11 protein-coding genes and 1 pseudogene are annotated in these 12,269 nt (G+C 65.8%); 4 read left to right on the top strand and 8 right to left on the bottom strand.

Annotation, left to right across the window (positions count from 1 at the left end):
* The first annotated feature begins 34 nt into the window (after positions 1–34).
* Positions 35–985, top strand: a complete 951-nt coding sequence (locus LPJ38_RS33075; RefSeq protein WP_145629370.1) for a helix-turn-helix domain-containing protein — start codon at positions 35–37, stop codon at positions 983–985.
* 13 nt (positions 986–998) lie between these two features.
* Here the strand turns inward: LPJ38_RS33075 and LPJ38_RS33070 are convergent, their stop codons facing one another.
* The 6 genes from LPJ38_RS33070 to LPJ38_RS33045 all read right to left on the bottom strand — a co-directional run bounded on the left by LPJ38_RS33070 (position 999) and on the right by LPJ38_RS33045 (position 6,982).
* Positions 999–2,231, bottom strand: a complete 1,233-nt coding sequence (locus LPJ38_RS33070; RefSeq protein WP_145629368.1) for a Zn-dependent hydrolase — start codon at positions 2,229–2,231, stop codon at positions 999–1,001.
* On the bottom strand, positions 2,224–3,009 hold the full coding sequence (locus tag LPJ38_RS33065) for an ABC transporter ATP-binding protein (RefSeq protein ID WP_167520275.1): 786 nt from the start codon (positions 3,007–3,009) through the stop codon (positions 2,224–2,226). Before LPJ38_RS33065 ends, LPJ38_RS33070 begins: the two co-directional genes overlap by 8 nt.
* Positions 3,006–3,779 (bottom strand): ABC transporter permease, encoded by a 774-nt coding sequence (locus tag LPJ38_RS33060; RefSeq protein ID WP_145629365.1) that lies wholly within the window; start codon positions 3,777–3,779, stop codon positions 3,006–3,008. The genes LPJ38_RS33065 and LPJ38_RS33060 overlap by 4 nt, the downstream gene beginning before the upstream one ends.
* 71 nt (positions 3,780–3,850) lie before the next feature.
* A complete protein-coding gene (locus LPJ38_RS33055; protein ID WP_145629363.1) occupies positions 3,851–4,795 on the bottom strand; it encodes an ABC transporter substrate-binding protein in 945 nt (314 codons plus the stop codon).
* Between the two features lie 106 nt (positions 4,796–4,901).
* Positions 4,902–5,627 carry a histidine utilization transcriptional repressor HutC gene (gene hutC / locus LPJ38_RS33050; protein ID WP_145629361.1) on the bottom strand — a complete coding sequence of 242 codons (726 nt, stop codon included), beginning with the start codon at positions 5,625–5,627 and terminating at the stop codon, positions 4,902–4,904.
* The gene (locus LPJ38_RS33045; RefSeq protein ID WP_145629359.1) at positions 5,624–6,982 is read right to left on the bottom strand and encodes a formimidoylglutamate deiminase; all 1,359 of its coding nucleotides are present in this window, start codon (positions 6,980–6,982) and stop codon (positions 5,624–5,626) included. The genes hutC and LPJ38_RS33045 overlap by 4 nt, the downstream gene beginning before the upstream one ends.
* An 84-nt stretch (positions 6,983–7,066) precedes the next feature.
* Here LPJ38_RS33045 and hutI point away from each other — a divergent pair, with 84 nt between their 5' ends.
* Genes hutI through hutU form a run of 3 tightly spaced genes read left to right on the top strand, consistent with a single transcriptional unit; the run spans position 7,067 to position 11,516 of the window.
* Positions 7,067–8,281 (top strand): imidazolonepropionase, encoded by a 1,215-nt coding sequence (gene hutI / locus LPJ38_RS33040; protein ID WP_145629357.1) that lies wholly within the window; start codon positions 7,067–7,069, stop codon positions 8,279–8,281.
* The gene (gene hutH, locus LPJ38_RS33035; RefSeq protein ID WP_167520274.1) at positions 8,266–9,849 is read left to right on the top strand and encodes a histidine ammonia-lyase; all 1,584 of its coding nucleotides are present in this window, start codon (positions 8,266–8,268) and stop codon (positions 9,847–9,849) included. Before hutI ends, hutH begins: the two co-directional genes overlap by 16 nt.
* Positions 9,846–11,516, top strand: a complete 1,671-nt coding sequence (gene hutU / locus LPJ38_RS33030; RefSeq protein WP_145629353.1) for a urocanate hydratase — start codon at positions 9,846–9,848, stop codon at positions 11,514–11,516. The genes hutH and hutU overlap by 4 nt, the downstream gene beginning before the upstream one ends.
* A 7-nt stretch (positions 11,517–11,523) precedes the next feature.
* Here hutU and LPJ38_RS33025 read toward each other — a convergent pair.
* Together LPJ38_RS33025 and LPJ38_RS33020 are read right to left on the bottom strand one after the other, a co-directional pair.
* Positions 11,524–11,898 (bottom strand): annotated as a pseudogene (locus LPJ38_RS33025) (EAL domain-containing protein); the annotation flags it as partial.
* A complete protein-coding gene (locus LPJ38_RS33020) occupies positions 11,829–12,074 on the bottom strand; it encodes a hypothetical protein (protein WP_167520221.1) in 246 nt (81 codons plus the stop codon). The pseudogene LPJ38_RS33025 and the gene LPJ38_RS33020, both read right to left, overlap by 70 nt.
* Positions 12,075–12,269: the final 195 nt, after the last annotated feature.

The raw sequence follows: 12,269 nt of genomic DNA, 5'->3' as shown, positions 1-12,269 counted from the left end.
CCTGCGCTCGGACTTCCACAGAAGGGCCAATCCGATGAGCCAGCCAGGCGCCTATGGACAGAGGCTCGGGCAGTTCCTTCGTTTGAAGGAAACGCCGCCTGCCTTGGTCACGCGCTCGCTGCGCAGTACCGAGCTCGCGGTGACCGAAACTCGGAATGATCGCCCGGTGCCCGGTCTGTCCGGTTCGTTCGCCGCCGAAGACGCCTTTCTCGTCAGCCTGAAACTTCGGGATTACCCGGATTGCGAGCTCTGGGATGACGGCAAGTATATCACGAAGGCTGACGTCCACGCCGGCACGACATATCTCTACGACCTCAAGCGCGATCCGCGCTATGTCATCGACAAGCCATTCCACTCCCTTCACTTCTACATTCCCCGTTCGGCGCTCGACAACATCTCCGATCAATGCAATGCGCCGCGGATCGACGAACTCGACTGCCGGGTCGGCATTGCACATGACGACGAAACAATCCGTCACATCGGCGCATCGTTGCGGAAAGGCCTGCGCAGGCCGGACGAGGCCAACCAGATTTTCATCGACCACATGATGCTTGGGCTGACGGCCCATGTCGCCCAGACCTATGGAGGACTTGCGCGCAAGTCCTCCGAACCCGCGCGCGGCGGCCTTGCGTCCTGGCAGGCGAAGCGCGCCTGCGAGAGGCTGGAATCCGACCTCGGCGGCAAGCTCTCGCTCCAGAACATCGCGACCGAGCTGGACCTCTCCGTCAGCCATTTTTCCCGGGCGTTTCGCATCTCCGTCGGCATGCCGCCGCACCAATGGCTGCTGCATCAGCGCGTCAAGGCCGCCAAGCAACTGATGACCGTTCGCGATCTGCCGCTGACGGAGATTGCGATCTCGGCCGGGTTCGCCAACCAGAGTCACTTCACGCGCGTGTTTTCCTCGATCGTCGGCGTCAGCCCGGCCGCGTGGCGCCGTGAGACGCTCGGTGCCACGCCCGATCCGCCGCCATCGAGCAGTCGATGACGACGGGATACGCTCAGCCGCCGAGAATGCGGCTGCAGGCGTCGACGAACACCTCTGCGCCGGTGACGATATCGGAATCCGCTGTGTTCTCGGTCCAGTGATGGCTGATGCCGCCGATCGACGGCACGAACAGCATGGCGGCCGGCATCACGGTGGCGAGCATCTGCGCATCGTGGCCGGCGCCGCTGGGCATGCGGATGGATCGTCCGCCGGCCAGAGCCTTGCTCGCCCCTTCGATTGCATCCTGAAAGCCGGAGTTCATCATCGCAGGTGCGCCAGTGCGCAGCTTCGTGATAGTGACGGTGCAGGGGCCCTTCGCGTTGACCTCGTCGGCCATGGTGCGCAGCAATTGCTCCAACCGCGCAATGACGGCCGGATCGTCGTCGCGGATCTGGAACAGCATCTCTGCGCCACCCGGAATGATGCTCGGCGCGCCGGGATCGAGCGTGATGCGACCGGTGGTCCAAACCGTCCGCGAACCGCATGTCTCGGGGAAACGTTGGTCGATCGCGACGCAGAACTTGGCCAGCGCCAGCCCCGCATCCTTGCGTACGGCCATGCGCGTGGTGCCGGCGTGGTTCTGCTCGCCGGCGAAGTTGATCCTGTACTGCCAGATGCCGACGATGGAGGTCACGACGCCGATCGCGAGGCGGCCGCTTTCGAGCGTGTCGCCCTGCTCGATATGCGCCTCCAGATATCCCACGTGCCGGCCCGGCTCGGCGGTGACGCGCGCCCGTCCGGAAAGACCCATGTCGGCGAGCGCCTCGCGCATGGTGCGGCCGCTGGTGCGGTCGCGCGCGGCATCGATCTCAGCCTCGGTCACTTGCCCGACAAAGGAGCGCGAGCCGAGGAAGCTGCCGAAATGCCCTTCCTCGTCGCACCAGCAGGCGACCTCGACCGCGCCCTTGAACGCAGGATCGCCGTTGAGCACGCGCGCGGCCTCCAGCGCATAGACGACGCCGAGCGGACCATCGAGCCAGCCGGCATAATTCTGGCTTTCCAGATGTGAGCCCGCCAGCAGTTTCGGTCCCGGCTTCGTGCTGGTGCCGAAGACGTTGCCAACGCCGTCGATTGCGGCGGAGAGGCCCGCATCGGGCAGCTTCTGCGCCAGCCAGTCCAGCGACTGCCTGTGCGGCTCGGAGAAGGTCGGCTTGTGCACGCCGGTCTTGTAGGTGCCGATGGCGCGGAGCGCGTTGAGGTCGGCGAGGACGCGCTTCCCCTCAGTGCGGGGCGGAGTGTCAGGCATGTTCGGCAACCTTCAGCGCCTCGGTGCGGATCTCCTCGACCAGCCGTTCCTTGAGCTGGACGAATTCCGGCGTGGTCTTGATCTTGTAGGAGCGCGGATGCGGCAGGTCGACATTGATCTCGGCCTTGATCCGGCCAGGACGCGCGCTCATGACGATGACGCGGCTGCCGAGGAAGATGGCTTCCTCGATGTCATGGGTGACGAACAGTACGGTCTTCTGGTCGCGCTCCCAGATGCCCAGCAGCATCTCCTGCATCAGGGCGCGGGTCTGGTTGTCGAGCGCGCCGAAGGGCTCGTCGAGCAAAAGGATCTTCGGATCATTGGCAAGCGCGCGCGCGATCGCCGTGCGCTGCTGCATGCCACCGGACAGTTGCTTCGGCCAGTGGTTCTCGAAACCGGACAAGCCGACCTGGCGGATGAAAGCGTCGGCGATTCTGTTGCGCTCGTCTTGCCCGACGCCGCGCTCGCGCAGGCCGAAGGCGATATTCTCGCGCACCGTCAGCCAGGGAAACAGCGTGTAGGACTGGAACACCATGCCGCGATCGGCGCCCGGGCCGGTCACCTCGCGTCCGTCAAGCGTGACACGCCCGCTGGTCGGACGGTCGAGGCCTGCGACGATGCGGAGCAGCGTGGACTTGCCGCAGCCGGAGGGCCCGAGGATGGTGACGAAGTCGTTGTTGCCGATGACGAGATCGGTCGGCTCCAGCGCCTTGGTCGGCGCGTTGCCATGGCGCGCAGGAAAGGTGCGCGAAACCTGTTCGATCCTGAGCGTCGTCATGCGAGCTTCCACGGAAACAGCCAGGCGTTGAACGCCTTGAACAGGAAGTCCGAGACCAGACCGATCAATCCGATCACGATGATGCCGAAGATGATCTGGCCGGTGTTGAGCAGGGCTTGGCTGTCGGTGATCATGTGGCCGATGCCCGAGGACGAGCCGATCAGCTCGGCGACGATGACGTAGGTCCAGGCCCAACCCAGCACCAGCCGCAGGATCTCGGCGATCTCCGGCGCGGAGGAGGGCAGCAGCACCCGGCGGATGATGCCGCGGTCGCTGGCGCCCAGCGTATAGGCGGCCTCGACCAGATCGCGCCGCGTGGCGCCGACGGTCACAGCGACCATCAGGATGAGCTGGAACACCGAGCCGATGAAGATGACGAGCAGCTTTTGCAATTCGCCGATGCCGGCCCACAGGATCAGTAGCGGGATGAAGGCGGAGGCGGGCAGATAACGCGCAAAGGAGACGAACGGTTCGAGGAACGCTTCGACCGGCTTGTACGCTCCCATCAGCACGCCGAGGGGGACCGCGATGATGGCGGCGAGCGCAAAGCCGCCGACGACGCGCCAGATCGTCATGCCGATGTCGTAGAGGAAGCCGTGCTTGGTGAGCAGCTCGACGCCCTCCTGGACCATGGTCAGCGGATTGGCGAGGAAGGTCTTCGACACATGGCCGCCGAACGTCGCCCACGACCAGAGGGCGACGAACAGCACGAAGAACGCAAGGCCATAGGCCGCGCGCTGCCTCGATGTAACGGGGTCCAGAGGACGCATCAGACTATTTATCCGAGAGGTCGATCATGCGCCGGTCCCGCGATTGCGCGGAACCGGCGGCTCGACGAAGTTTACTTGATGAAGCTCGCGTCGTAGAGGTCCTCGACCTTGGGTGCGGCCTTGATGATGCCGATCTCGAGCAGCAGCTCGGCGGCCTCCTTGTTGAAGGTCAGGAAGTCGCCGGCGAAGAATTTCTGGTTCGCGGCCTTGTCCTGCCAGCGCAGGTATTTGGCCGAGTTGCCGAACTGCTCGGCGGTCTGCTTCACGTCGGCGCCCATGATCTCGTACGCCTTGGCCTGGTCCTTGGCGATCACCTCGATCGCCTCGAAATAGCTGTCGGCGAGGGCCTTGGCAGCCTTGGGGTTCTCCGTCAGGAATTTCGGCGTGCAGCCGAAGGTGTCCATGACCATCGGATAATCGAGCGTGGTCGCGATGATCTTGCCCTTGTCGGGCGCGGCACGCACGGTCGAGAGGTATGGCTCATAGGTCATCGCGGCATCGTTCTGGCCGGAGACGAAGGCCTGCGCGGCCGCAGCCGGCTCGAGGTTCACCACGGTCACGTCCTTCGTCGTGAGGCCGTTCTTCTTGAGCATCCAGGCCAGCGCGAAATACGGCGAGGTGCCCGGCGCGGAGGCCGCGACGGTCTTGCCCTTCAGGTCCTTGATCGCGGTGACGTCGTTGCGCACGGCCATGCCGTCGGCGCCATAGCTCATGTCGAGTTGGAAGATCTGCTTGGTGGCAACGCCATTGGCGTTCCAGGAGATCCAGGTCTCGACCGTGGTCGCTGCGCACTGGATGTCGCCGGAGGCGATGGCAAGATGCCGGTCCTTCTGCGGGATCTTCTTGATGGTGACGTCGAGCCCGTTCTTCTTGAAGATGCCAGCCTCCCGCGCCAGCGTCAGCGGTGCAAAGCCGGTCCAGCCGGAGATGCCGACGCCGACCTTGACGTCGTCGGCGAGCACGGGAGTGGAGGCCGCGAGGGCAATGATCGTCGCAAATACTTTTGAACTGCGCATGTTTGTCGTCCTCTTGCCGATCGATGGATTGACGTCCTGTTGATCATTGTCGGTCCGTGCGGACCGTTGCCCGAAGCATTGCACGAATTGTGCCGACATTCTCCTCTCAGCCTCCCTTGAATCGGGCGACAAGGCGGTGAGAGTCACCGGGATAGAGCAGGCGCACCGCGGTGATGGTGCGCGCGCTGCGCCATGTATAGCGGTCGATCACGAGGCAGGGGGCGCCGACGGCGATGTCGAGCGCCTCCGCCGTGCGGTCGTCCGCGACGATGGCACTGATCGTGTGCTCGGCCTCCGTCCATGGGACATGGTGAAGCAGCCAGGAGCCCGGCGGCTCGCGCGAGAAATCCGCGGTTGCGGCATCCGGCACCGATGCGAGATCGATTAGCCTGTCCTCGACGGCGAAGGGCACCTTGTCGGCGCTGTGCCGGCAGGCGATCGCGACCACCTTGCCGGCCTTCCCGACACCGAGACGGTCGCGATCGGCGGCGGTCGCGGTGCGCAGCTTGCGGCCGATCAACTCATAGCCATAGGTGCGGCCAAGCGCCGTGATCTCGGCGCGGATGTCGGCGATCTTGAGCACCGCCGACTGATGCTGCGGGCGGCGCACGAAGGAGCCGGCACGCCGTCGCCGCTCGATCAGATCGGCTTGCGCCAGCTCCGACAGCGCCTTGTTCACGGTCATGCGCGAGCAGCCGTAGCGGGCCACCAGCTCGTGCTCGAACGGAATGCGATGGCCCGGCGGCCACTCGCCGGTCAGGATGCGCTTCTCGATGTCGGCGCGGATGCGCTTATACAGCGTCGGCTTGTCGCCATCGGTTACGAGGCTCATGCGACGAGCCTCCGCACCGCCGCGTTGAAACCTTCGCGCGCGGCTTGACGTAGCCTGTGCCGGCCGCCTTCGACGACCTTGTTGCCGCCGGCCCAGACGCAGTCGATCGCGCCATCGCATGCGGCGAAGATCCAGCCGTCGATGGTTGCATCGCCAGTGCGCCCCGCCAGCGAAGGATGCGTCGTGTCGAGCGTGACGATGTCGGCGCGCGCGCCCGGTGCGAGGCCGACCATCGGCTGCGCCAGCGCCTGCGCGCCGCCCGCAAGTGCGTGGTCGAATAACGTGCGCCCCGTCGAACGGCCGGCCCCGCTGGAGAGCACATTGCGCTGGCGGTGCTTGAGCCGCTGGCCGTATTCGAGCTGGCGCAATTCGTCGCCGGCGCCGACCAGCACGTTGGAATCGGAGCCCACACCGAAGGCGCCGCCGGCAGCGAGAAACTCTCGCGCCGGGAAAATGCCGTCGCCGAGGCTTGCCTCGGTGATGGGGCAGAGACCTGCGACCGCGCCGGTGTTCGCGAACGCCGCGACCTCCGCATCCGTCATGTGCGTGGCGTGGATGAGGCACCAGCGTGGATTGATCGGCGCGTGCTCCAGCAGCCATTGCACCGGACGTTGTCCCGACCAGGCCAGGCAATCCTCGACTTCCTTCGTTTGCTCGGCGGCGTGAATGTGCACTGGCCCACCATCGGCAAGCGGGATGATCGCCGCGAGTTCGTCAGGTGCCACCGCGCGCAGGCTGTGTGGTGCAATGCCAATATTGGCACCCGGCAGACCGCTGATGGCCTTGCGCGAGGCGGCCATCAGCGCGGCGAACTGATCGACCGAGCAGATGAAGCGGCGTTGGCCCGCATGCGACGGCGCGCCGCCGAAGGAGCCATGCGCATAGAAACTCGGCAACAGCGTCAGCCCGATGCTTGAAGCTTCGGCAGCCTCTGCGATGCGTGCGGCCATCTCGCCGAGGTCGGCGTAGTGCGCGCCGTCGCGATCATGATGTAGATAATGGAATTCGCCGACGCGGGTAAAACCGTGCTCCAGCATCTCGACATACAGAAGCGTTGCGACGGACGCGACGTCGTCCGGCGTCATCGCCAGCGCGAAACGGTACATCGTCTCGCGCCAGGTCCAGAACGTGTCGGTGCTGTCGCCGCGCAATTCGGCGAGGCCTGCCATGCCGCGCTGGAACGCGTGGCTGTGCAGGCTCGCCAACCCCGGAACCGCAATCTGGTGACGCTCATCACCGGCGGAAGGCGTCATGCCCGGCGTCACCTCCGCGATCGCGCCGGCGGTGATCACCACCTGCACGTCATTGGCCCAGCCCGAGGGCAGGAGCGCGGAGGCGAAATGCAGTCGGGTCATGGTTACACGCCGGCTGGACAGAACGATCTCACGATTATATGTCTAGACATATAAGTCAAGCATCCCACGCGAAGGGACCGTTGCATGGCAGAGCGCTTCGACAGGATCTGGCATAATGCCCGGCTCGCCACGATGCGGGCCGACCGTCCCGATCTGGGCGAGATCGACCGCGGCGTGATCGCGGCGCACGGTGGCCGGATCGTCTATGCGGGCGCGCAGACTGATTTCCCGGCAGATGCCGATGCCACCGAACGGATCGACTGCGAAGGACGCTGGATCACGCCCGGCCTTGTCGATTGCCACACCCATCTCGTCTATGGCGGCAATCGCGCGCACGAATTCGAGCTGCGCCTGAAGGGCGCGAGCTACGAGGAGATTGCGCGCGCCGGCGGCGGTATCGTGTCGACGGTGGCGGCGACGCGCAAGGCGAGTGAAGCCGAGCTCGTCGCGAGCGCGTTGCCGCGGCTCGACGCCTTGATCGCCGAGGGCGTCACCACGATCGAGATCAAGTCCGGATATGGGCTCGATACCGAAACCGAGATGCGCCAGCTCTCTGCCGCGCGCAGCCTTGGGCAGAAACGGCCCGTTGCGGTTCGCACTTCCTTCCTGGGCGCGCATGCATTGCCGCCGGAGGCCACCGGCGACAAGGACCGTTATATCGATCTCGTCTGCAACGAGATGCTGCCGGCCGTCGCGAAGGCCGGCCTTGCCGATGCCGTCGATGCCTTCATGGAGGGTATCGCGTTTTCGGCCGAACAGACCGCGCGGGTGTTCGAGACGGCGCGGGAGCTTGGACTGCCTGTCAAGCTCCATGCCGATCAGCTGTCGAACCTCGGTGGTGCCACGCTTGCGGCGAAATTCTCGGCGCTCTCGGCCGATCACCTCGAGCACACCGACGAGACCGGCGCCGCCGCAATGGCGAAGGCGGGTACCGTGGCGGTGCTGCTGCCCGGTGCATTCTACTTCATCCGCGAGACGCAGAAGCCGCCGGTCGAGACGTTCCGCAAGGCTGGTGTCCCCATGGCACTCGCGACCGATTGCAATCCCGGCAGCTCTCCGCTGACCTCGCTGCTGCTCGCGATGAACATGGGTGCGACGCTGTTTAGGATGACAGTTGCCGAATGCCTTGCCGGCGTCACCCGCGAAGGCGCGCGGGCGCTCGGCGTGCTGGAGGAGACTGGTACGTTAGAGGCCGGCAAATGGTGCGACCTCGCCATCTGGGACATCGAGCGTCCCGCGGAGCTGGTCTATCGCATCGGCTTCAACCCTCTGCAACGCCGAGTATGGAGGGGACAGTGACAGGGCCGGGCGCGACCATCGTCGTCAAGCCGGGAGCGGTCAGCCTCGACGATCTCGCGCGCGTGCTCGAGGGAGCTCCTGTCGTGCTCGATGCCTCGTTCTGGCCGCGCGTCGAGGCCGCGGCGGAGATCGTCGCGAAGGCGGCGCGCGCCGACGCACCGGTCTATGGCATCAACACAGGCTTCGGGAAGCTGGCGTCGAAGCGCATCCCGCCCGATCAGACCGCGCTGCTCCAGCGCAATCTCATCGTCTCGCATTGCTGCGGCGTCGGCCAGCCGACACCGGAGCCGATCGTCCGCCTGATGATGGCGCTGAAGATCGTCTCGCTCGGTCGCGGCGCTTCCGGCGTGCGCCGCGAGGTGATCGAGCAGTTGCAGGATATGCTGGCCCAACAGGTCTACCCATTGGTGCCACAGCAGGGCTCCGTGGGCGCCTCCGGCGATCTTGCGCCGCTGGCGCATATGACGGCGGTGATGATCGGCGAAGGCCAGGCGATCGTTGACGGGAAGATCGTGTCCGGCGCCGATGCGCTCGAGGCTGCCGGCCTGGCGCCACTGACGCTCGGCCCCAAGGAGGGGCTGGCGCTGATCAACGGCACACAGTTCTCGACCGCCTACGCCATATCAGGCGTGCTGCGCGCATTCCGCTTGGCCCGCGCCGCTCTCGTGACCGGCGCATTATCGGTGGACGCGGCGATGGCCTCAACGGCGCCGTTTCGGCCCGAGATCCAGGCATTGCGCGGACATGCAGGGCAGATCGCCGCGGCCGCGACGCTGACGGCGCTGCTCGATGGCAGTGATATCCGTCTGTCGCATCTCGAAGGTGACGAGCGCGTGCAGGATCCCTATTGCCTGCGCTGCCAGCCGCAGGTCGCGGGCGCCGCGCTCGACCTGATCACGCAAGCGGCGCGCACACTGATCGTCGAGGCCAATGCCGTCACCGACAATCCGCTGGTGCTGGTCGAGACCGGCGAGATCGTCTCCGGCGGCAATTTCCACGCCGAGCCGGTGGCCTTCGCCGCCGACGCGATTGCACTCGCGCTGTCGGAGATCGGCGCCATCAGCGAGCGCCGCATCGCCACGCTGGTCGATCCTGCGCTCAATTTCGGCCTGCCGCCGTTCCTGACGCCAGATCCCGGCATCAATTCCGGCTTCATGATCGCCGAGGTGACGGCGGCCGCGCTCTATGCCGAGAACAAGCAGCGCGCGGCTGCCTGCTCGATCGATTCGACGCCGACCAGCGCCAACCAGGAAGATCATGTCTCGATGGCCGCGCATGCTGCGCGGCGGCTGTCGGATATGGCTGACAATCTCGCCGCGATCCTCGGCATCGAGCTTCTGGTCGCGGCGCAAGGCATCACGCTGCGCGCGCCTCATGCGACCAGCGCGCCGCTTGCTGCCGTCGTTGCCAAGCTGCGCGAGCAGGTGCCCGCGCTCGGCGCCGACCGTTACATGGCCGGCGATCTCGCCGAAGCCGCTGCGCTGATCGAAGCCGATGCGTTGCCGGCCATCGCGATCACCGCACTTCCATCCGACCCGTTTCCGAGACTTGATGAGAGGTCCGCATGAACCGCCGACTGGACAATGACCGCATCATCCGCGCTCCCCGCGGCAGCGACATCAGCGCCAAGAGCTGGCTGACGGAAGCGCCGTTGCGCATGCTGATGAATAATCTCGATCCTGATGTCGCCGAGCGCCCGAGCGAGCTCGTGGTCTATGGCGGCATCGGCCGCGCCGCGCGCGACTGGGACAGCTTCGACCGGATCGCGGCGGCCTTGCGCTCACTGGAAGGCGACCAGACGCTGCTGGTCCAGTCCGGCAAGCCGGTCGGCGTGTTCCGCACCCATGCGGATGCGCCGCGCGTGCTGATCGCGAACTCCAACATCGTGCCGCATTGGGCGACGCTCGATCATTTCAACGAGCTCGATCGCAAGGGCCTGATGATGTACGGCCAGATGACGGCGGGCTCCTGGATCTATATCGGCAGCCAGGGCATCGTGCAGGGCACCTACGAGACCTTCGTCGAGGTCGGCCGGCGCCACTATGGCGGCAGCCTCGCCGGCAAATGGATTCTCACGGCTGGTCTCGGCGGCATGGGCGGCGCGCAGCCGCTGGCCGCGACCATGGCCGGCGCCTCGATGCTCGCGGTTGAATGTCAGCCGAGCCGTATCGAGATGCGGCTGCGTACCGGTTACCTCGATCGCCAGGCCGCGACCCTCGACGAAGCCCTCGCGATCATGGCCGACGCCGCGCAGACGAAGAAGGCCGTCTCGGTCGGCCTGCTCGGCAATGCCGCGGAGATTTTTCCGGAGCTGGTGCGCCGCGGCGTCAGGCCCGACATCGTCACCGACCAGACCAGCGCGCACGATCCGATCAACGGCTATTTGCCCAAGGGGTGGACACTCGCGGAATGGGAAGCCAAGCGCGCCTCCGATCCGAAATCGGTCGAGCGCGCCTCGAAGACCTCGATGGTCGAGCACGTCCAGGCCATGCTGGATTTCCATGCGCAGGGCATCCCGACGCTCGACTATGGCAACAACATCCGCCAGATGGCGCAGGACATGGGCCTGAAGAACGCCTTCGATTTCCCGGGCTTCGTGCCCGCTTATATCCGCCCCTTGTTCTGCCGCGGCGTCGGGCCGTTCCGCTGGGCTGCGCTGTCGGGCGATCCCGAGGACATCTTCAAGACCGACGCCAAGGTCAAGGAGCTGATGCCTGACGACAAGCATCTGCACAATTGGCTGGACATGGCCAAGCAGCGCATCAAGTTCCAAGGCCTGCCGGCGCGGATCTGCTGGGTCGGTCTCGGCGATCGGCATCGTCTCGGCCTTGCCTTCAACGAGATGGTGGCGCGCGGCGAGCTCAAGGCACCGATCGTGATCGGCCGCGATCATCTCGACAGCGGCTCGGTGGCGAGCCCCAACCGCGAGACCGAGGCGATGAAGGACGGATCGGACGCGGTGTCCGATTGGCCTCTACTCAATGCGCTGCTCAACTGCGCCAGCGGCGCGACCTGGGTCTCGCTGCATCATGGCGGCGGCGTCGGCATCGGCTATTCCCAGCACGCCGGCATGGTGATCGTCGCCGACGGCACGCCGGAAGCGGCCAGGCGGATCGAGCGCGTGCTCTGGAACGACCCGGCAAGCGGCGTCATGCGCCATGCCGATGCGGGCTATGAGACCGCGATCGACTGCGCCCGGGACAAGGGGCTCGATCTGCCGACCCTTTCGACGTAATCGCGCCTCAGGCTACGACCTTGGCCTCGGCGCCGTCGAGGCGCTGCCGTTCCTTCGCCAGATAGTCGCCGATCGCGCCGGCCGTCATGGGCTTGGCGAAATAATAGCCTTGGATGAAGTCGCAGCCCAGGCGGCGCAGGGTGTCGAGCTGCGCGCGCGTCTCGACGCCCTCGACGACGCAGGCGATCTCCATGTCGTCGCACAGGCCCGTGAGCGACTTGATGATCTTGTAGCTCACGGGATTGTCGTTGATGTCGGAAACGAAGCTGCGGTCGATCTTGATCTTGTCGAGCGGCAGCCGGTGCACATGGCTCAGTGACGAATAGCCGGTGCCGAAATCGTCCAGCGAGACGCCGCAGCCCATTGCCTTGAGCGTCGCCGTAAGGGTAGAGCCGCGAAGGACCATACGGTGAAGCCGGCGCCGATCGGCAGCGTCAGCCAGTTGGTGGCGCGCGGATTGCGCAGGATGTCGGCGTCGCTGCGCACAAGATGGCGCTGACGCAGCCACCAATAGGTGCGCAAGCCCGCGAGCACCGTGAGCACGCTCGGCACGATCATCGTCAGCCAGTCTGGCGGCCACGGCCCGGGTAAAGGGCGCGTAGATCGGGCTCCGCCGGACAGGGCAGTGCCTGTTGCATGAGCCGCGGGGCTTCCAGAACCGTGCAAGGTGAGGCCCTGCTAAGCATGTCGAGCGCCCGAGTCGGACGTTTCGGCCCAGTCAGGTGGTTTGCGGCTACGTCCTGCTAACCATGC

The organism is Bradyrhizobium daqingense, assembly GCF_021044685.1.
Taxonomy (GTDB): Bacteria; Pseudomonadota; Alphaproteobacteria; order Rhizobiales; family Xanthobacteraceae; genus Bradyrhizobium; species Bradyrhizobium daqingense.
This window is presented reverse-complemented; position numbering and strand designations above follow the sequence as displayed.